This is a genomic window from Herbidospora solisilvae (assembly GCF_009901565.1).
Classification (GTDB): Bacteria; Actinomycetota; Actinomycetes; order Streptosporangiales; family Streptosporangiaceae; genus Herbidospora; species Herbidospora solisilvae.
Map to the genome: position 1 here is coordinate 72,939 of NZ_WXEW01000003.1, position 17,525 is coordinate 90,463.

Annotated in this window: 20 protein-coding genes and 1 pseudogene; 13 read left to right on the forward strand and 8 right to left on the reverse strand. The window is 70.5% G+C overall.

The window, feature by feature from the left end; genetic code table 11:
* Nucleotides 1–44: 44 nt before the first annotated feature.
* Entirely contained in the window at nt 45–506 is a 462-nt protein-coding gene (locus tag GT755_RS09930; RefSeq protein ID WP_161479451.1) for a hypothetical protein, read from the forward strand.
* On the opposite strand, the gene GT755_RS09935 is transcribed toward GT755_RS09930, so the two are convergent.
* Both GT755_RS09935 and GT755_RS09940 read right to left on the reverse strand, forming a co-directional pair.
* Nucleotides 499–1,224, reverse strand: coding sequence for a carbonic anhydrase (locus GT755_RS09935; RefSeq protein WP_202609868.1), 726 nt, complete (start codon nt 1,222–1,224; stop codon nt 499–501). The two genes, GT755_RS09930 and GT755_RS09935, sit on opposite strands and share 8 nt — an antisense overlap.
* A 79-nt stretch (nt 1,225–1,303) precedes the next feature.
* Complete coding sequence (locus GT755_RS09940; protein WP_161479452.1) at nt 1,304–1,939, reverse strand: SRPBCC family protein; 636 nt, start codon at nt 1,937–1,939, stop codon at nt 1,304–1,306.
* Nucleotides 1,940–2,179: 240 nt separating this feature from the next.
* Here GT755_RS09940 and GT755_RS09945 point away from each other — a divergent pair, with 240 nt between their 5' ends.
* Nucleotides 2,180–3,595, forward strand: a complete 1,416-nt coding sequence (locus tag GT755_RS09945) for a cellulase family glycosylhydrolase (protein ID WP_161479453.1) — start codon at nt 2,180–2,182, stop codon at nt 3,593–3,595.
* Here GT755_RS09945 and GT755_RS09950 read toward each other — a convergent pair.
* Nucleotides 3,592–4,095, reverse strand: coding sequence for a DinB family protein (locus GT755_RS09950; RefSeq protein WP_235966460.1), 504 nt, complete (start codon nt 4,093–4,095; stop codon nt 3,592–3,594). The genes GT755_RS09945 and GT755_RS09950 overlap by 4 nt on opposite strands.
* 61 nt (nt 4,096–4,156) lie before the next feature.
* Between GT755_RS09950 and GT755_RS09955 the strand changes: the two genes are divergently transcribed.
* The 3 genes from GT755_RS09955 to GT755_RS09965 all read left to right on the forward strand — a co-directional run bounded on the left by GT755_RS09955 (nt 4,157) and on the right by GT755_RS09965 (nt 6,410).
* On the forward strand, nt 4,157–5,110 hold the full coding sequence (locus GT755_RS09955; protein WP_161479455.1) for a helix-turn-helix transcriptional regulator: 954 nt from the start codon (nt 4,157–4,159) through the stop codon (nt 5,108–5,110).
* 153 nt (nt 5,111–5,263) lie between these two features.
* A complete protein-coding gene (locus GT755_RS41060; protein WP_202609869.1) occupies nt 5,264–6,088 on the forward strand; it encodes an SRPBCC domain-containing protein in 825 nt (274 codons plus the stop codon).
* A complete protein-coding gene (locus GT755_RS09965) occupies nt 6,081–6,410 on the forward strand; it encodes an ArsR/SmtB family transcription factor (protein WP_161479456.1) in 330 nt (109 codons plus the stop codon). The genes GT755_RS41060 and GT755_RS09965 overlap by 8 nt, the downstream gene beginning before the upstream one ends.
* A gap of 4 nt (nt 6,411–6,414) precedes the next feature.
* On the opposite strand, the gene GT755_RS09970 is transcribed toward GT755_RS09965, so the two are convergent.
* Nucleotides 6,415–7,011: a class F sortase gene (locus GT755_RS09970; RefSeq protein WP_161479457.1), complete on the reverse strand. Its 597-nt coding sequence runs from the start codon at nt 7,009–7,011 to the stop codon at nt 6,415–6,417.
* The gene (locus tag GT755_RS38505; protein WP_202609870.1) at nt 7,008–7,301 is read right to left on the reverse strand and encodes an LPXTG cell wall anchor domain-containing protein; all 294 of its coding nucleotides are present in this window, start codon (nt 7,299–7,301) and stop codon (nt 7,008–7,010) included. Before GT755_RS38505 ends, GT755_RS09970 begins: the two co-directional genes overlap by 4 nt.
* A 130-nt stretch (nt 7,302–7,431) precedes the next feature.
* Here GT755_RS38505 and GT755_RS09975 point away from each other — a divergent pair, with 130 nt between their 5' ends.
* From GT755_RS09975 to GT755_RS09985, 3 genes are read left to right on the forward strand one after another with little or no spacing between them, the layout of a single operon-like run.
* A complete protein-coding gene (locus GT755_RS09975; RefSeq protein ID WP_161479458.1) occupies nt 7,432–8,109 on the forward strand; it encodes a response regulator transcription factor in 678 nt (225 codons plus the stop codon).
* On the forward strand, nt 8,106–9,482 hold the full coding sequence (locus tag GT755_RS09980; protein ID WP_161479459.1) for an ATP-binding protein: 1,377 nt from the start codon (nt 8,106–8,108) through the stop codon (nt 9,480–9,482). Before GT755_RS09975 ends, GT755_RS09980 begins: the two co-directional genes overlap by 4 nt.
* Nucleotides 9,479–10,006, forward strand: coding sequence for a hypothetical protein (locus GT755_RS09985; RefSeq protein WP_161479460.1), 528 nt, complete (start codon nt 9,479–9,481; stop codon nt 10,004–10,006). The genes GT755_RS09980 and GT755_RS09985 overlap by 4 nt, the downstream gene beginning before the upstream one ends.
* Before the next feature lie 3 nt (nt 10,007–10,009).
* On the opposite strand, the gene GT755_RS09990 is transcribed toward GT755_RS09985, so the two are convergent.
* Nucleotides 10,010–10,423 (reverse strand): MarR family winged helix-turn-helix transcriptional regulator, encoded by a 414-nt coding sequence (locus tag GT755_RS09990; protein WP_161479461.1) that lies wholly within the window; start codon nt 10,421–10,423, stop codon nt 10,010–10,012.
* Nucleotides 10,424–10,495: 72 nt separating this feature from the next.
* Between GT755_RS09990 and GT755_RS09995 the strand changes: the two genes are divergently transcribed.
* The 3 genes from GT755_RS09995 to GT755_RS10005 all read left to right on the forward strand — a co-directional run bounded on the left by GT755_RS09995 (nt 10,496) and on the right by GT755_RS10005 (nt 12,588).
* On the forward strand, nt 10,496–10,948 hold the full coding sequence (locus GT755_RS09995; protein WP_161479462.1) for a nitroreductase family deazaflavin-dependent oxidoreductase: 453 nt from the start codon (nt 10,496–10,498) through the stop codon (nt 10,946–10,948).
* 90 nt (nt 10,949–11,038) lie between these two features.
* Nucleotides 11,039–12,115, forward strand: coding sequence for an aldo/keto reductase (locus tag GT755_RS10000; RefSeq protein ID WP_161479463.1), 1,077 nt, complete (start codon nt 11,039–11,041; stop codon nt 12,113–12,115).
* A gap of 14 nt (nt 12,116–12,129) precedes the next feature.
* Nucleotides 12,130–12,588 carry a protein-tyrosine phosphatase family protein gene (locus GT755_RS10005; RefSeq protein WP_161479464.1) on the forward strand — a complete coding sequence of 153 codons (459 nt, stop codon included), beginning with the start codon at nt 12,130–12,132 and terminating at the stop codon, nt 12,586–12,588.
* Nucleotides 12,589–12,642: 54 nt separating this feature from the next.
* Here GT755_RS10005 and GT755_RS10010 read toward each other — a convergent pair whose 3' ends face one another.
* Entirely contained in the window at nt 12,643–15,090 is a 2,448-nt protein-coding gene (locus GT755_RS10010) for a lamin tail domain-containing protein (RefSeq protein ID WP_161479465.1), read from the reverse strand.
* A gap of 287 nt (nt 15,091–15,377) precedes the next feature.
* On the opposite strand from GT755_RS10010, the pseudogene GT755_RS10015 reads away from it, so the two are divergent.
* Both GT755_RS10015 and GT755_RS10020 read left to right on the forward strand, forming a co-directional pair.
* Nucleotides 15,378–15,851 (forward strand): annotated as a pseudogene (locus GT755_RS10015) (RNA polymerase sigma factor); the annotation flags it as partial.
* Nucleotides 15,848–16,687 carry a hypothetical protein gene (locus tag GT755_RS10020; RefSeq protein WP_161479466.1) on the forward strand — a complete coding sequence of 280 codons (840 nt, stop codon included), beginning with the start codon at nt 15,848–15,850 and terminating at the stop codon, nt 16,685–16,687. The pseudogene GT755_RS10015 and the gene GT755_RS10020, both read left to right, overlap by 4 nt.
* Here the strand turns inward: GT755_RS10020 and GT755_RS10025 are convergent.
* The gene (locus tag GT755_RS10025; RefSeq protein ID WP_161479467.1) at nt 16,684–17,457 is read right to left on the reverse strand and encodes an MBL fold metallo-hydrolase; all 774 of its coding nucleotides are present in this window, start codon (nt 17,455–17,457) and stop codon (nt 16,684–16,686) included. The genes GT755_RS10020 and GT755_RS10025 overlap by 4 nt on opposite strands.
* Nucleotides 17,458–17,525 lie beyond the last annotated feature (68 nt).

Here is a 17,525-nt window from a genome sequence, read left to right on the forward strand (position 1 = left end):
ACCTGCTCGAATGCCCTTCTGCGGCGGCTACCCGAGAGTCGGGGGTGCTGACCGCTCTCGTCCAGGGACGGGGCCCGGTGGGCCGGGCCACGGCGAGTGCCCTCGTGACGGCGCTCGGCCACAGACGGCCCGAAGCCGTCGACGCGATGAGGATCCTCGCCAAACGGGGAGAGTTCGACGCCGCCGACTTCGGCTGGGCGCTGGCCGAACTGGTCAGGGCCGACGCCGTGAAACTCGCCCGGGTGACCCCCGCCCTGGAGGACCTCGCCTTCTCCGGCGCCCACCGCGAAACCTGGGCGCTGCTCGCCGAGGCGATTCCGGCCCTGCTCCCGAAAGAGGGAGAACGCCCGCCGACCGGCCTGGCCGACCTGCTGAAGGTCGCGGTCAAGGCCGCCCTCATGGCCGGGGCCCGCGCCGAGATCCCCGGGCTGACGGAGGCGGCGGCGCGCAAGGGCGGCAGCAGGGTGACGCTGGAGGCCCGCGTCCTCCTCGACGCGATCAGCTGACCGGCGCCCCGTTGAGCACCTCGACCTGGCCCGTGTCCAGGGAGTAGTAGGCCGCGACCACCGCCAGCTTCGACTCACCCACGAGCGGCTCCAGGCCGCCGTTCCCGCGCAGCGCGTCGGCGGTCAGCATGACCTGGTGTTTCGTCATCGCCTCGATCGGGTCGGCGCTGCCCTCACGTGTGGTCTGCTCGTAGGCGGGCCGCAGCGCCTCGACGATCGCCTGGAGGTTGCCGGGCAGCGGCTTGCCGTCCTTCAGTGCCTGGTACGCCGCCTCCACCGCCCCGCACCGCTGGTGCCCCAGCACCACGATCAACGGGGTCCCGCCGGTCAGGGGGCCGTATTCGACCGAGCCGGTCACCACGGGCCCGATGGCCTGGCCGCCGGTGCGCATCACGAACAGGTCGCCGAGCCCGGTGTCGAAGACGAGCTCGGGAGGCACCCGGGAGTCGATGCACGACAACACCACGCCATAGGGCTTCTGCTTGGTGGCCAGCAGTTCGCGGCGGGTGGGGTCGCGGTCGGGGTGCTGCAGCGCGCCGGTGATCCAGCGCCGGTTGCCCGTCATCAGCCGGTCGAAGGCGGCCTTCGGGGTGTCGGGGTAGGCCTGGGACGCGGTCGCGACGGGCACGGCCCGGAGCGTCGTCTCGGTCGCGGCGCAGCCGCCGAGCGCCAGAGACGCGGCGCCCGCGAGTAGTGTCCTTCGCCCCATACCGTCCATGACCTGGATCTTCTCCACCCAGGTCGGCCGAAAAACGGACACGGCGACCGCTGCCAGGTGGCGGTCGCCGGGGAACGACTTAGAGGGCGCCGCTTTCGATGCGCTGCTTCAGGACCGTCTGGATGCCCTGGTGGGCCTGTACGCCGGAGGCCAGCGCGAGGTCGATCAGCTCCGTGGGGGTCTCGAAGGTCAGGTGCTCGGTCACCTTGGTCTGGTTCCCGTTGACCCTCTCGAAGGTGATCTTCTGGTGGGTGACGATGTTACCCGTCGACCAGGAGTCGACCGTGTAGTAGAAGTCCGCCAGGTGCAGCTTCTGGCAGGCGTGCGTGTTCAGCGTCAGCGGGGCCGGGTCCATCGGGATGACCTCGATGGCCGTGAGCTTCCTGGCTTCGATGCCGAACTGCGTGGTGTCGCTATGGGTGACGACCCGCTCCAGCACCGGGTTGGCGCCGATGTGGTTGTTGAAGTCCGAGTAGGCCGGGAAGACCAGGCTCCGCGGAGCGTCGATCACGATGGAGATGCTCTGGGAGGCGCGCGACCGGCCTTCCGGCAGCGGGTTGGCGACCTGGGTGAACTTGTAGGTGTTCCAAGTTGTCTGCCACTCCTGTGCGAGTTCGAGGTCGGTCGCGGCACGCGCCGGCGCGCCGAAGACCGAGAGCACGAGGGAGATGGCGAGGAGGGGAGCGCTTAAGAAGCGAAACAGCCTCGTTTTCATGCAGAACATTTACCGCATTCAGGACCTGAACACATCTCCCGTGATCATCTCTGTCACTGATTGCCAACATGTGTGCCGGTAGGCATGGACAAGCAGCATTTCGTGCCAGAAAGCGGACTGCGACCGAATGAGCGCGATCTGTTGCATGATCAACTATTTGAAGCGCTTGCGTGATGGTTGACGTTGTTTTACGCTCCACGTCAAATTAGGAAACCTTCCTAACTACTCCAAGGAGCGCCTATGTTACGTAGCACGCTCGTCGCCCTGCTCATACTGACCGGCTTGACCACGGTCAGTGCGCCGGCCGCCGCCGCCCCCGTCCTCATCTCCGCCGGCAAGCCCGCCACGGCGTCGTCCATCGAGGCCACCGGCCTGGAGGCGGGCAAGGCGGTCGACGGCAACACCGCCACCCGCTGGGCGTCGGCCGAGGGCAGCGACCCCCAGTGGATCAGGATCGACCTCGGCGCCTCGTACCCGATCTCCCGCGTCAAGCTGACCTGGGAGACGGCCTACGCGTCGGCGTACCGGATCGAGGTTTCGCCTGACGGCGGAACATGGTCGAGCATCTACTCCACCACCACGGGCAACGGCGCGACCGACGACCTCACCGTCTCCGGGACCGGCCGCTACATCCGCGTGTACGGCACCACCCGCGCCACCCAGTGGGGCTACTCCCTCTGGGAGTTCGAGGTCTACACCGAGTCGTCGACCGGCGGCGGCACCCCCGTGGCCGCCAACGGCCAGCTCCGCGTCTGCGGCGTGAAGCTGTGCAACGAGGCCGGCAAGCAGATCCAGCTCAGGGGCATGAGCAGCCACGGCATCCAGTGGTACAACCAGTGCCTCAACACCGCCTCGCTCGACGCTCTGGCCACCGACTGGAAGGCCGACGTCCTGCGCATCTCCATGTACATCCAGGAGGGCGGCTACGAGACCAACCCGCGGCTCTACACCGACCGCGTCCACAACCTGATCGAGATGGCCACGGCACGCGGCATGTACGCCATCGTCGACTGGCACATGCTCACCCCCGGCGACCCCAACTACAACCTGACCAGGGCCAGAACCTTCTTCACCGAGATCGCCCAGCGCCACAACGCCAAGAAGAACGTCCTGTACGAGATCGCCAACGAGCCCAACGGCGACAGCGTCACGTGGTCGGTCATCCGCAACTACGCCAACTCGCTGGTCCCGACGATCCGCCAGTACGACCCCGACGCGCCCGTCCTCATCGGCACGCCGGCCTGGTCGTCGCTCGGAATCTCCGGCCCCGGCGACCAGACCGACACGATCCGCGCCAACCCGGTCACCGGCACCAACCTGATGTACGTCTTCCACTTCTACGCCGCCTCGCACGGCACCCAGTACCTGAACGCCCTGTCCCGGGCCGCCGACCTGCTGCCGATGTTCGTGACCGAGTTCGGCACCCAGGAGGCCTCCGGTGACGGGCCGAACAACTTCAGCAGGTCGCAGCAGTACATCGACCTGATGGCCCAGAAGAAGATCAGCTGGGTCAACTGGAACTTCTCCGACGACTTCCGCACGGGAGCCGTCTTCACCACCGGGACCTGCTCCAGCGGCCCGTACACGGGCACCACGAGGTTGAAGGAGGCGGGTGTCTGGGTGCGTGACCGGATCCGCACCGCCGACGACTTCTAACCCATGGTCTTCTGACCGTCGAGGGACTCGCGAATGATGTCCGCGTGACCCGCGTGCTGGGCGGTCTCGGCGATGACGTGCAGCAGCACCCGCCGGGCCGTCCAGCTCTCCTCCGTGTTCCACGGGGCCTTCGGCAGCGGCTGGGTCGCGTCGAGTGAGGGAAGGTTCCTGACCAACTCGTCGGTCGCGCCGGCGACCTTCTCGTATTCGGCCAGGATCCCGGCGAGGGTGTCGCCCGGCAGCATGCGGAACTCGTCGGCGCGGCGCTGCCAGTCCTCCTCGGTCATGGCGGTGAAGTCGCCCATCGCCGGGGGCCCCTGCACGATGAACTCGGCCCAGTTGCGCTCGGCCGAGGTGACGTGCTTGACCAGCCCGCCCAGGCAGAGCTCGCTCGCGGTGGTGCGCAGGCCCAGCTGCTCGTCGGTCAGGCCCTGGGTGGTATGGCGCAGGAAGCCGCGATGTTTGGTCAGGGTCGCGATCAGGTCGTCTCGTTCGCTCATGGATCCAGCTTGTCGCCAATAGCGGCCACTTTCTGTCCTGTACGACGGCCAGAATCGAACCATGGCGAACACCAGCAACCGGACCCTGCGGCTGCTCTCCCTGCTCCAGACCCGCCGCTACTGGCTCGGCGGCGAACTGGCCGAACGGCTCGGGGTGTCGGTCCGGACGCTGCGCCGCGACGTCGACCGGCTGCGTGAGCTGGGCTATCCCGTCGAGTCGCAACGCGGGGTCGACGGCGGCTACCAGCTGGCCGCCGGGGCGGCCCTGCCCCCGCTGGTGATCGACGACGAGGAGGCGGTCGCCCTGGCCGTGGGCCTCCAGGCCGCCGCGCAGGGCGCCGTCGAGGGCATCGCCGAGTCGTCGGTACGGGTGCTCGCGAAGGTCGTCCAGGTCATGCCGGCCCGGCTGCGGCACCGGGTCGAGGCGCTGCGCACGATGACCGTGCCGAGCGGCTGGAGCGGCTCACCCCGGGCGGGCATCGACCCCGACGTGCTGACGCTGGTCGCGCTGGTCTGCCGGGACCAGGAGCAGCTCCGGTTCTCCTACACGGCGGCCGACCGCCGGGAGTCCGAGCGGCTGGCCGAGCCGCACCGGCTCGTCTGCACCGGCTACCGGTGGTATCTCGTGGCGTACGACCTGACCAGGCACGACTGGCGGAGTTTCCGCGTCGACCGGATGACGAGGCCGGAGAAGACCGGCACCCGCTTCCGCCCCAGGGAACTGCCCGCCGCCGACGCCGCCGCCTTCGTCAACGAGGGCCTGGAGAACCAGCCCGCCCCCTACGCGGTGGAGGCGCTGATCGAGGCCCCGGCCGAGGCCGTGCGGGAACGGATCGGGCGGTGGTGCACGGTCGAGGCGGTCGGCGAGCGGCGTTGCCGGATGACGATGACGAGCAGCACCCTCGACTGGCCGACGATGGCGCTCGGCGTCGTGGGGGCGGACTTCCAGGTCGTCCACCCTCCCGAGCTGGCCGAGCAGCTCAGGGAGTGGGGGTCGCGCTTCCGGCGGGCCTGACCCCCGCGTAGTAGCGGCGCGCGACCGCCCTGAGCGCGGGCCTCTACGCTCTGGCCGTGGGCGGCCTCGCCCTGCTGGCTTTGCGCCGCGGCCCGGTGACCGGCGGGAACACCCAGGTCGTCGCGGGGTTCCGGCACCTGTGGCGGGTTCGGCGTGACCCGGCTCCTGATCGTCGACGCCGTCGGCATCGTGTTGCTGGTCGCGCCGGTCGCCTTCGACGCCCCGGTCTGGGCGGTGGCGGCGGGGGCGATCGTGGCGGGCGCGGGGTCGAGCGTCTGGCGCATCCTCGTCGCCACGATCCGGCAGGACCTCTCCCCGCCCGAGCTGCTCGGCCGCATCTACGCGGCGTCCCGGATGATCAGCTGGGGGGTGATCCCGGTCAGCGCGGCCCTGGCCGGGGGCGCGGCCGAGATCTGGGGCGTGCGGGCCGTGTTCGCGGGGGCGACCGTGATCTCCGTCGTGGTGCTGGCCGCCTTCGTGCTTGACGCAACCAGAAGGTTGCCATACATTAGTGGCAACCAAATGGTTGCGACACACGGAGGGGTTCCGATGGCATTTCCCGATCGGATCGAACGCACCGTCCACATCGGCCGCCCGCAGGAGCAGGTCTGGGCCGCCATCACCACCGCCGAGGGCCTCGGCACCTGGTTCGGCGAGGCCGCCGAGGGCGAGGTGAAGGTCGGCGGCACGGTCGAGCTGAGCTGGCAGAGCGGCGACACCGCCAAGCTGCGCGTCGAACGGCTCGACCCGCAGTCGGTCTTCGCCTACTCGTGGCACATCCACGGCCTGCCCGAGAACGACCCGCGCCGGACCTACGTCGAGTTCACCCTCTCGCCCGACGCCGAGGGCACCAGCCTGACCGTCGTCGAGACCGGCTTCGCCCAGCTCGACGACGACGAGCACGCCAAGGCCTACGACGGCAACACCCGCGGCTGGAAGCACGAACTCGACGAGCTGGTCGCCTACGTCAATGGCTGACGAGTCGCCCGAGACGGTCGCCGAGGCGGTCTTCACGGCCCTGGCCGACCCGAACCGGCGGGCGATCCTGGCCGCGCTGGCCGAGCGGGGGCCGGCCACCGCGACCGACCTGGCCGGCCGGTTGCCGATCACCCGGCAGGGCATCGCCAAGCATCTCGCGCTCCTGGCCGACGCGGGTCTGGTGGTGGCCGAGCCGGGTGAACGGCGGCGGGTGCGCTACCGCGTGGAGACCGAGCCCATGCGGGTGGCGCAACGTTTCCTGGCCGTGCTGGCGCGCGACTGGGACGGCCCGCTGGCGGCTCTGCGGGCCCATCTGGAGTGACCCGCTAGTCCAGATCGGCGTAGACGATGACGTTGTCGCGGTAGTGGCCGGTCGCGGCGTCGAAGGACCCGCCGCAGGTCACCAATCTCAGGGCGGGGTGGTCGAGGGGGCCGTACACCCGCTCGGCGGGGAAGCGGCTCTTGGGCACCCGTTCCACCGACGTGACCGTGAACCGGGCCGTCCTCCCGTCGGCGCGGGTGACGCCGATGGTGTCGCCGCGCCGCATCCGGCCGAGGTCGTGGAAGACGCCGCGGCGGCCCTCGCCGTCGACGTGTCCGAGGATCACCGCGCCACCGGGTTCCCCGGGGGCGTAGCCGGGCGCGTACCAGCCCGCGTCCTCGGGCTCCTCGGGGACCTGCACGGTTCCGTCGGGGTTGAGGCCGAGCATCATCAGGTCCACGTGGACGCCGATGCGGCCGACATCCAGTCGTACCGGCCGTGACCTGGGCAGATCGTGCCCGGCGGGCACGACGGGCAGGGCCACGGCCTCGGCGGGCGGCGGCGCGGGCGGCGCCTCCCTGGGGAGGAGCGCGCCGCCCGCGAGCAGGGCCCCGGTCGCGGTGAGGGCGGCGGCCGCCAGGCCGAGGACCCTGCGGGTCACGCCGCGCTACGCCGCCGCAGGGCGACGAAGCCCGTCGCGGCCCCCGCCACGAGAAGGACCCCGCCCAGCGGAAGCGCGGCGGGCACGCCGCCACCGGTCTGCGGCGCGCCGTCGGGAACCGGGCGGCTGCCGCGATCAGGCACCGGCGCGGGGGTCGCGGCCCGCTGCCGGGCGGAGGGCACGGGTGCCGGGGCCGCCTCGGACGGCGCGGGCGAGGGCGCGGCGGCGGCCGGGGCGGCGAAGGTCAGCGTGCCCGCGACGAGGCCGATGGCGGCCAGAGTGAATCGCATACATCCTCCTAGGTCTCGACCGGGGATCCTGGCAGCACGATGTCCGCTGGCCATGAGCGGAATGTCATGAGCGTGTAATGAACGTCGCCTTCGGCCGGATATGCGCTGATCAAGCCGGATACTGGTTCGCGTGGCCCGGGTGATGCTCATCGAGGACGACCAGTCCGTCCGCGAAGGACTGCGCCTGTCGCTCAGCCGCCACGGCCACGAGGTGGCCACCGCCGGGACCGGTGAGGAGGGCCTGCGGCGGCTGCGCGAGACGGCGATGGACATCGTCGTGCTCGACCTGATGCTGCCCGGCCTCGACGGCTTCGAGGTCTGCCGCCGCATCAGGGCCGGCGGGCACCTGCCGATCGTCATGCTCACCGCCCGGGGCGACGACCTCGACGTGGTCAGCGGCCTGGAGGCGGGCGCCGACGACTACGTGGTGAAGCCGGTCCGGCCGCGGGTGCTGGAGGCGCGCATCCGCGCCGTGCTCCGGCGGTGGGCCGCGCCCCTGGACGCCGGACAGGAGACCCACGGCGACCTGGTGATCGACCGGGGCGCGCTGACCGTGGCCAAGAACGGCACCCCGGTCACGCTGCCCCCGCTGGAACTGCGGCTGCTGCTGGAGCTGTCGGCGTCTCCCGGGCAGGTGTTCAGCCGCCAGCAGCTCCTCGAATCGGTCTGGGACCTCGACTTCCTGGGCGACTCGCGGCTGGTCGACGCGTGTGTCCAGCGGCTCCGCACCAAGATCGAGGACGTGCCCGCCCAGCCCCGGTACATCCAGACCGCACGCGGCTTCGGGTACAGGTTCGGCCCGCTGTGAGAGGGCTGCGTGCCCGGTTGGTCGTGGTCTTCGTCGCCCTGGCGGGGTTGAGCGCGCTCACCGCCGCCGGCCTGGTCTACAAGCAGGCCCGCGACCTCATGCTCACCCGGACCGAATGGTCGGTCGTCAACGAGTTCCGGCTGCGCGTCTCGACCCTCACCGAGAACATGCAGCACCCGCCGGGCCGGGCCGCCCTGCAACAACTCGCCAACGGCGTCGCGCCCGCCTTCCTCGACGCGACCGGCGCGGCCGTCTACGGCGACTCGGGCCTGGTCGTGTCGGGCGACGCCGCCGCGGCCTTGACGCCCCATCTGCGCCGGCGCGTCGCGGCCGAGCGGCGCCTCGTCTACCAGCGGGTGGTGCGCGACGGCGACCCCTACCTCGTGGTGGGCACGCCGGTGCTGCTGCGCAGAGAGGGCACCCCTTCGGGCGTCGAGGTCTACCTCGTCTCCTCGCTGCACCCCGAGGCCGCCGACCAGGAGGCACTGGTCGCCGCCGCGCGCAACGGCGTGCTGCCCGTGCTGCTGCTGGCCGTGCTGTTCGCGCTGGTCGCCGCCGGTGGGGTGCTCAGGCCGGTACGCGATCTCGACCGCGCCGCCCGCCGCCTGGGCGCCGGGGAGCTCGACACCCGGCTCAAGGTCACCGGCCGCGACGAACTGGCCCGGCTGGTCAAGACGTTCAACGCGACCGCCGAGGCGCTGGAGACCAACGTGTCGATGGCTCGCCGGTTCGTCGCCGACGTCTCCCACGAGCTGCGCACCCCCTTGGCCTCGATCCTCGCCATGGCCGAGGTGATCGAGGAGGAGTCCGCCCGGCTCGACGGCGACCTGCCGGAGGCCGCCCGGTTGCTGAACCTGGAGGCCGGACGCCTGGTGAAGCTCGTGGAGGACCTCATGGAGATCTCCCGCTTCGACGCGGGGGCCGTCGGCCTGGTCGTCGACGACGTGGACGTCGCGCAGGCGGTGGCGGCGAGCCTGCGTACCCGGGGATGGACCTCGGACGTCGAGGTGGACATCGAACCGGGGGTGCGCGTGCGGCTCGACCCGCGCCGGTTCGACGTCGTCATGGCCAACCTGGTCGGCAACGCGTTGCGGCACGGCGCGAAGCCGGTGACCGTCACGTCGCGGCCCGCCGACGACGTCGTGGTCATCGAGGTCGCCGACAAGGGCCCCGGCGTCGACCCCGACCTGCTCCCGCGGGTCTTCGACCGCTTCTCCAAGGCCGACGCCGCCCGCACCCGGTCGGACGGCAGCGGCCTCGGCCTGGCCATCGCCCTGGAGAACGCCCGCCTCCACGGCGGCACGATCGAGGTGGTCAACCGCCCCGAGGGCGGCGCGTTGTTCCGGCTCACGCTGCCCAGGGAGCCGCGATGAGACATCTGCTGGCGGTGCTGCTCCTGGTCGCGGGGTGTGGCATCAGCCCGACGGGCGTACAGGACGGCGGGGAACCCGCGAGCGGCTTCCAGCCCAGCATGCGGCTCTACTTCGTGTCGGGCCAGCGCCTGAAGGCGGTCACCCGCCCGATGCCCTGGCCGTCGCTGAAGGAGACGCTCAACCTGCTCGTCGACGGCCCCAGCGAGCCCGAACGCCGTCTGGGCCTCGGCACCGGCCTGGCCGACTGGGTCGGCGGCCTGGGCGCGGTCACCGCCGACGACGCCAAGGTGCGGATCACCGTCGAGCCGCCCGCCTCGGCGGCCGTGCCGGTGCCGGCTCCCCGGGAGGCCTTCCCGGGCCAGCGCGACCGCCTGCTGTGGCTGGGCCAGCTCACCTGCACGGCCGCCGCCGCGGTGGCCGCGCGGTCGAACATCGACGCCGACGCGGTGACGGTCGTGGTGCGGCGCGGCCGGGAGAGCTTCGGGTCGTTCCGCTGCTCGGAGTTCCCGCGCGCGGCGGAGTGAGCGTCAGCAGCCGCCGCAGCGCTCGATGATCTCGGCCATCGCCTGCTCGAAATGGCCGCGCCCCTCGGGCGTCAGGGTCGCGACCAGCTCTTCCAGCTCGGCGTGGATCTCCTCGTAGAAGGCCGTCGCCGCCCGGCGTCCCTCGTCGGTCAACGTCACCGCGACGGCCCGCCGGTTGCCGGGCACCGGGGTGCGCCGCGCCAGCCCGCGCTTCTCGGCCCGGTCCATCAGCCCGGTCAGGGCCGCCTTCTCGACGCCGAAGACCGAGGCCAGTTCGGCCATCCCCCGAGGTCCCTCCAGCAGCACGCACAACAACTTCGCCTGTACGGGGGTCAGATCGTGACGCTGGGAGACACGCGCGTACCGGCCCTGCACCAGCCCGGAGAGCTGGACCAGCCCGATGGCGACGTCGTTCATGGACGTAACGGTACATCGTGCATATAGTTAGCGCCGCGTACAGTACGCGCCATTAACTAAATGAGGTACTCCATGACCTTCGACACCCCCGCCGGCACCCGCGGCAGCCGCCAGCCCGGCGGACGTTTCTTCCTCTGGTTCAACAGGCTGATGGCCCGGCGCATCCGCAGGAGCGGCAGCTTCGGCGGCTTCGACGCGCTGGTCCTGACCACCGTCGGCCGCAAGACCGGCCAGCCGCGCACGAACCCCGTCGGCTGGTTCCCCGGCCCCGACGGCACCTGGCTGATCGTCGCCTCCGCGGCCGGCGCGGCCGGGAACCCCGCCTGGTACTACAACCTCGCGGCCCACCCCGACCAGGTGCGCATCGAACTCGACGGCAAGGCATACGACGTCACCGCCGAGCAGCTGCACGGAGCCGAGCGCGAGCAGGCGTGGCGGGACATCGTCGCCAGGTCGCCCCGGTTCGCCCAATACCAGGAGAAGACCGACCGGCAACTGCCGATCATCCGACTGAAATCCCGCTAGCGGCAGGATCGTGCAAGAGGTCGACCGGATCTTTCTACCCGTCGTCGCAGCTCAGCGCTTCGATGGAGGGGACGAGAAAGGAACACGATCATGCCGCTCGACCACTATGTGACCCTCGGACGCTCCGGCCTGCGGGTCAGCCCGTTCGCCCTCGGCGCGATGACGTTCGGCGACGACCCCGGCTCGGCCGGATGCGACGTCGAGGAGTCGGAGAAGATCCTCTCGACGTACCTCGACCGGGGCGGGAACTTCGTCGACACGGCCAACTTCTACAGCAACGGCCACTCGGAGAAGATCCTCGGCGACTACTTCGCCGCCCGGCCCGGCCTGCGCGGCCACACGGTCGTGGCCTCGAAGTTCTTCGGCAACATGCACCCCGGCGACCCCAACGGCGGCGGCGCGGGCCGGGGCTCGATCATCGCCCAGCTCCACGAGACCCTGCGCCGTCTCCAGACCGACTACCTGGACCTCTACTGGCTGCACAACTGGGACCGCAACACGCCCCTTGAGGAGACGATGCGCACCCTCGACGACCTGGTGCGGGCCGGCAAGATCCGCTACATCGGCTTCTCCAACACCCCCGCGTGGGTCGTCGCCCAGGCCCAGACGACGGCCCTGCTGAGAGGCTGGACCCCGCTGATCGCCCTCCAGGTCGAATACTCCCTGCTGGCCCGCACGGTCGAGGGCGAGATCGCGCCCCTCGCGCTGGACCAGGGCCTGGCCCTGACCCCGTGGAGCCCCCTGAAGAACGGCTTCCTGTCCGGCAAGTACCGCCGGGGCGTCGAGGTCGCCGACTCGGCCCGGACCGCCTACGTGGGCGGCCCGACCGAGGAGGAGTACCGGGTCATCGACACCCTGGCCGCGATCGCCGACGAGGCCGGCGCCTCGTCGGCGGCGGTCGCCCTGGCGTGGCTGCGCGCCCGCCCCGGCACGGTGGTGCCGATCGTGGGAGCCCGCCGGGTCGAACACATGGAGAACAACCTCGTGGAGGTAACCCTTTCGGCGGAGCAGCTCCGCATCCTGGACGAGATCTCCGCCCCCACGCTCGGCTACCCGGCGGCGGTCAACGGAGAGGTGCGCACGATGTTGCAGTTCGCTGGCACGACCGTCGACGGAGAATCGTCGACCGTTTATCCGCCGCTGCTCCAGAGCTCGGTGCGATACTGACGCAGAATGGGCGAATGGAATACAGGTTCGTTCCCTTTGACGACCAGCCGTGGCACGAAATCATCCCCGGCCTTTTCATGGGCGGCCATTTCCGCAACGACTCCGGCGGCCTGCTCCCCGTGATCGTGGCCGACGAGTTCGACGTGGTCATCAGCATGATCCGCCTCGACGGCCACGGCCCGGGAACCTCGGCCGTCCACCACGCCTGCCACGTCCCCGACGGCCAACTGACCCCGGCCGAGATGGCAGAGGTCCGCGCGATGTCCGACCTCGCCGCCGAGGCGGTGCGGTCGGGTCAGAAGGTCCTGATCAGGTGCAGGGCGGGTTACAACCGCTCGGGCCTGGTCGTGGCCCAGACCCTTCTCCTCCTCGGTTACGGCCTGGACGAGGCGATCAATTTGGTGCGGACGAAACGCTCGTCGTTCGCCCTGCACAACCCGTATTTCGTGGAATACCTGAACGCCGGCACATGAGAAAGCGCCCGTCCCCCGGGGAAGAGGACGGGCGCTTCTGATTTGCGAAAGGTGTTACTCGACGTCCACGACCGGGCTGCCCGGGCGGCACCGCTCGGGGAGCGGCTCCGTGTTGCACCCCGTCAGGATCCGCAGGATCTGCGGGTCGTGGTCGGAGGCCTGGTCGGAGAACTCGGCGTTGATGTGCACGACGCCGTAGGCGTAACCCTTGATGTTCGGGGTCACCAGGATGTGGTCGAGCGCCTGCGAGTTGCCGTCGAAGATGTACGAGTACCGCTCACCGGCGGGCAGGTCGTTGATCAGCGCCTTCAGGAGCGCGCCGTTGTCGGTGAGGGTCGAGACGGCGGGCGAGAACTGGTAGTCGTTGATGTCGCCCAGGACCACCGCGCGGGCCTGGCCGCCGCTCTTGGCGTTCAGGTCGGCGATGAAGTTGCGCACCTCGGTCGCCTGCGCGATGCGCTGGACCTCGGTGGTGCGGTTCGGCGGCTGGACGGCGGCCGAGTGGGGGTGGTCGCCGCCCTTGCTGTTGAAGTGGTTGGCGACGACGAAGAGCTGCTTGTTGCCGTCGTACAGGAACTCTCCCACGAGCGGCTTGCGGCTGGACGACCACGCCGACGACGTCGGGTTGATGCGGCCGGGGCTGGCCGACAGGTAGACCTGGTTGCTCGTCGGACGCTCGCGCAGCACCGTCACGGCGGTGTTGGCGTCGCCGCCCGGACGGTCCACGAAGGTGGTCCGGGCCGGGTTGAACAGGAAGACCTGGCGGATGTTGCCGCCGGGGGCGCCGCCGTCGGTGCCCTCGTTGGGGTCGATCGAGCGCCAGTCGTAGGTCGGGCCGCCGGCCGCGACGATGGCCGCGATGAACTTGGCCACGGTCTGGTCGGCCGCCACGGTGCCGGTGGCGGTGCCGTTGTTGTCCTGGATCTCCTCCAGGGCCAGGATGTCCGGCGTGCCGAGGTTGACGACCACGGCCTCGGCGAGGCGCTGGTACTTCGCCGCCGAGTCGCCGACGGTCAGGTTCTCGACGTTGTACGTCACGATCGACAGGTCGCCGGCCTTCTTCGCCGGGGTCACCTTCTGGCGCTTGAGGCCGCCCTCGGTGATGGCGCCGAGCTGGGTGGCCTGCAGGACGTAGCCGCCGAAGCTCTGGTAGTCGATGACGCCGGTGGTGCCGGCGGCCAGCGTCGAGCCGACGTTGGCGGCGGGGGCGCCGACGAGCGACTGGATGAAGAACCGGCCCGCGTTGTTGTCGGCGTAGTCGAGGTAGATGTGGCCGCCGCGCGGGGTCGGGTTGTGCGCCGGGTCGAAGGTGACCCACAACTCGCCGAACTCGGTGTTGACCGGGCTGACCAGCTTGGTGGTCTCCGCGACGGTGGCGCGCATGCCCTCGTGGATCTCCAGCCAGTCGAGCACGTACGACGACGGCTCCAGCGGCTGGGCCTCCAGGGCGCCCGACTTGGTGTAGACCGGGGGCAGGTCCACGGTCACCGGCGCGGGCAGCGCGTTTCCGCTCGACAGCTTGACGGTGCTGACGGTGCCGCCGAGCTCGGTCAGCGCCTGCGAACCCGTGGCGGGGCGATACTCGGTGACGCGGCCGGAGGCCAGCACCGAGTCGCCGGGCACGACCGTCGGCGAGGTCGTGCCCATGAAGACGAAGATGCCCTCGGAGGTCAGCGGGTCGGCGTCGGCCGACGGGTCCTGCATCCAGTAGCCGCGCGAGCTGCCGGTGGTGCGGACGGCGGTGACGATGCCGGGCACGTTGGTGACGTTCTGGCCGACGATCGGGGAGATCCGGCCGCTGCCCTGGATGTCGTGGATGCGCACGGCACCGGGCGTCGGGTCGGTCGGGCCGCCCGTGTCGGTCGCGGTGACCGTGGTGCCCGCGGTGTTGGTGGCCTTCGGCACACCGGCGGTGAAGTCGACCGAGTTGTTGTCGGTGTCGGTCATCGCGCCGGACCGGGCGGCGGCCGTGGTGTTCGACAGGCCGGGGGCCGCGAGGGTCTCGACGTTGGCGGTGGCGCCGTAGCCGACGAGGTCCTTCACGTTCGGGGCGGTCGCGCAGGAGGTGCCGCAGCCGACCAGCGGAACTTGCGCGGTGACCAGCGCGACGACCCCGGAGGTGCCCGACATCGGGATCGAGCCGACGGCGTCGGGGGTCGGCAGGCTCAGCGTGCCGCCGGCGCCCGGGGCCTGCTGGACCAGGTATCTCCCGTTGGCCGGGATCGTTCCGCTCAGGTTCGTCATCTGGAAGACGGCACCTGCGGCCGAGGCGTATTGAACGCTCCAACCGGACACGTTGATCGGGCTGCCGGTGAGGTTCGCCAGCTCGATGTAGTCGTTCTTGATGGTCGCGCCCGAGTTGCCGCCACCGCCGTAGACGCCGGAGATGACGACGTCGGTCGAGAGGGCGTTCGCGGGAGCCGGGACGGTCGTCAGGGTGGCCGCGACCGCTAACGACAGACCTGCCGCAGCGATCAGGCGGCGTGCTCTGGGATTAGCCACAGGTGTTCTGCTCCTTGGGGGAGATGGTCTCCACAGAGCATGGTGGCACCGCATATGCCTTGGAAATGGCACATTCTGCTACTACCGAGGAGTTCGCCGTTTCTTTCCGTGACGTTCTACTTCGAACAGCTCCGCGACGTGGACAAACGGCCGTCTGACGTCACTCGTGGACGGATCGACGACAGTCCCGGTGAAATGCCGGCGCGGCTTCCCGCATGAAGAGGGTGTACGCAACCCCGCCGACGAAGGACACAAGTGGATGAACGCCAGATCGGTTCGAGGAGGTCTACCGGCAGACATACGGCCACCTCACCTCCTACGCCGCCCGCCGCTGCGCCGACCCCCACGACGCCGCGGACGTGGTCGCCGAGACCTACGAGATCGCCTGGCGGAAGATCGCCCGACTGCCGTCCGGCCACGAGGCACTGCTCTGGCTCTACGGCATCGCCCGCCGCGTCGTCGCCGGTCATCGCAGGGGTGAGGCGAGACGGCGGTCCCGCCTGACCGAGCTCGACGGCGACCTCGCCGCCCTCTACGCCGACCCGGTCGAGCTGACCGCCGTCCACGAGGTCTTCGCGACCCTCAAGGCCGAGGACCGTGAGCTCCTGGGCCTGCTCGCCTGGGAGGGCCTGTCCCACGAGGAGATCGCCGCCGTCCTCGGCATCTCCCGCAACGCGGTCCGCATCCGCCTCCACCGCGCCCGGCGCCGCTTCTCCGACCGACTCGACCAGACAGCCCTTCCGGCGGAAAGGCCCCAGTGAACGACATCGACGACCTCATCGCATCCCTGGCCAGGGTCGAGCCCGGCCGTCCGGGGGCCGATCCGTCCGGCGCGGGGGCGCGGACGCTGCTGGCCCAGATCACCGTGAGGAAACCGGCCAACAGGACCAGGCGCATCGGCCTGGCCCTCGCCGGGGCGGCCGCGGCGGCGGGAGTCGTGCTCCTCCAGGCCGGCTCGCCCTCCTACGCCGTCACCAAGGACGCCGACGGCGTCGTATGGATCAAGATCCACGACTTCGGCGACGTCAGCGGCCTGCGCGCCGATCTGGCCGGTCTGGGGGTGTCGGCCATGGTCGACAGTGTGCCGGCCGGTCACTGGTGCCGCGAGCCGAGGGGCGAGACCATCCTCGATCCGGCGCCGGGCCTCTATTCGCTCCCTCAGGACGGCCCGGTCTTCACGATGCGCATCGACGGCAACCTGCTCGAGCCCGATCAGACGATCGTCTTCACCGTCGGCGCGGGCGGGAGCGTCAGCACCCTGGTCTACCGGGGGCCGGTCGCGCCGTGCGAACTCGTACCGAGACCGCCCTTCGACGGAGAGATGACCGACGAGCCGTTCCGGTTCGCGGACGTGCCCGGCATCGAGGGGCGGACCGTCGGCGAGGTGCTGCCCGGGCTGCGGGAGGAGGCCGTCGAGTTCATGGTCATCGACATTCCGCCGGGCAACCCCGGGGGCTGGGGGACGGGGCCGATCCGAAAGAAGGTCGACCACGACTGGCACGTCTGGGGGGCCGTCCGGTTCTCCGGCGATCCCGGCACGCTTGTGCTCCTGGTCACCGAGGAGAACCTCGGCCGCAACCCCGTCACCGGCGACTAGAACGAGGTCGACTCTCCGGGCTCCAGAAGGTGCAGCCGGTCGGCGAGTTCGTACTTCTCGAAGGCGTCCAGCAGGTCGGCCGGCCCCTCGGTGAAGTGCTGCCAGCCCTCCATGTGGACGGGGATCACCACCTCCGCGCCGGTGATCAACGTCGCCTCCACCACCTCCTCGGCCGTGAAGGTCAGGAAACCGTCGAGCAGCGGGGTCCGGGCCGCGCCGGCGAAGAAGATGCCGGCGTCCATCGGGCCCAGGCGTTCGGTGATCTCGCGGGTCGCCTCAAGCGAGGCGTTGTCGCCGCTCACGTAGATCGCCGGTAGATCGAAGGCGGTCAGCACGAAGCCCGTCACCGGGCCGGTGAGATCTTCCGTGCCGGGTGGCCCGTGGCGGCCGGGCACCCACGTGATGCGGAGGGAGCCGCCGTCGGGCCGCTCGAAGGTGAGGTGGTCCCAGGGCCGGAGGCCGGTGATGTCCTCGCCGAGCCGTTCGGCCGCCTCCGGGGTGGTCAGCACCTCGGGCACCTCGTCGAGCAGGGCCCGGCCCGAGCGGTCGAGGTTGTCGGCGTGCTGATCGTGGGAGAGCAGGACGATGTCGAGATCGCCCAGTTCCTCCAGGGAGACGGCCGGGCCGGTGGTCTTGATGAGCGTCCGGGTGCCGCTGGGGATCGGTCCGGGCGCGTCGAAGGCCGGATCGGTGAGCAGCCGGAGGCCGCCGATCTCCAGCAGCGCCGTGGGCCCGCCCACCAGTCGCACGGTGCAGGTTTTCCGCTCCATCACCCCATCCTGCGCACACTCCGCCAGGGGGATTCGTCCGGGGGTGCCGGACACCACATGTTGATGTG

Bases quoted from the DNA above. Each gene is read 5' to 3' on its own strand.
- GT755_RS10025 (WP_161479467.1), bottom strand. From the start codon at position 17,457: ATGGAGCGGAAAACCTGCACCGTGCGACTGGTGGGCGGGCCCACGGCG.
- GT755_RS09995 (WP_161479462.1), top strand. From the start codon at position 10,496: ATGACCTTCGACACCCCCGCCGGCACCCGCGGCAGCCGCCAGCCCGGC.
- GT755_RS09955 (WP_161479455.1), top strand. From the start codon at position 4,157: ATGGCGAACACCAGCAACCGGACCCTGCGGCTGCTCTCCCTGCTCCAG.
- GT755_RS10000 (WP_161479463.1), top strand. From the start codon at position 11,039: ATGCCGCTCGACCACTATGTGACCCTCGGACGCTCCGGCCTGCGGGTC.
- GT755_RS10005 (WP_161479464.1), top strand. From the start codon at position 12,130: ATGGAATACAGGTTCGTTCCCTTTGACGACCAGCCGTGGCACGAAATC.
- GT755_RS09990 (WP_161479461.1), bottom strand. From the start codon at position 10,423: ATGAACGACGTCGCCATCGGGCTGGTCCAGCTCTCCGGGCTGGTGCAG.
- GT755_RS09940 (WP_161479452.1), bottom strand. From the start codon at position 1,939: ATGAAAACGAGGCTGTTTCGCTTCTTAAGCGCTCCCCTCCTCGCCATC.
- GT755_RS09935 (WP_202609868.1), bottom strand. From the start codon at position 1,224: ATGGACGGTATGGGGCGAAGGACACTACTCGCGGGCGCCGCGTCTCTG.
- GT755_RS09985 (WP_161479460.1), top strand. From the start codon at position 9,479: ATGAGACATCTGCTGGCGGTGCTGCTCCTGGTCGCGGGGTGTGGCATC.
- GT755_RS09965 (WP_161479456.1), top strand. From the start codon at position 6,081: ATGGCTGACGAGTCGCCCGAGACGGTCGCCGAGGCGGTCTTCACGGCC.
- GT755_RS09945 (WP_161479453.1), top strand. From the start codon at position 2,180: ATGTTACGTAGCACGCTCGTCGCCCTGCTCATACTGACCGGCTTGACC.
- GT755_RS38505 (WP_202609870.1), bottom strand. From the start codon at position 7,301: ATGCGATTCACTCTGGCCGCCATCGGCCTCGTCGCGGGCACGCTGACC.
- GT755_RS09950 (WP_235966460.1), bottom strand. From the start codon at position 4,095: ATGAGCGAACGAGACGACCTGATCGCGACCCTGACCAAACATCGCGGC.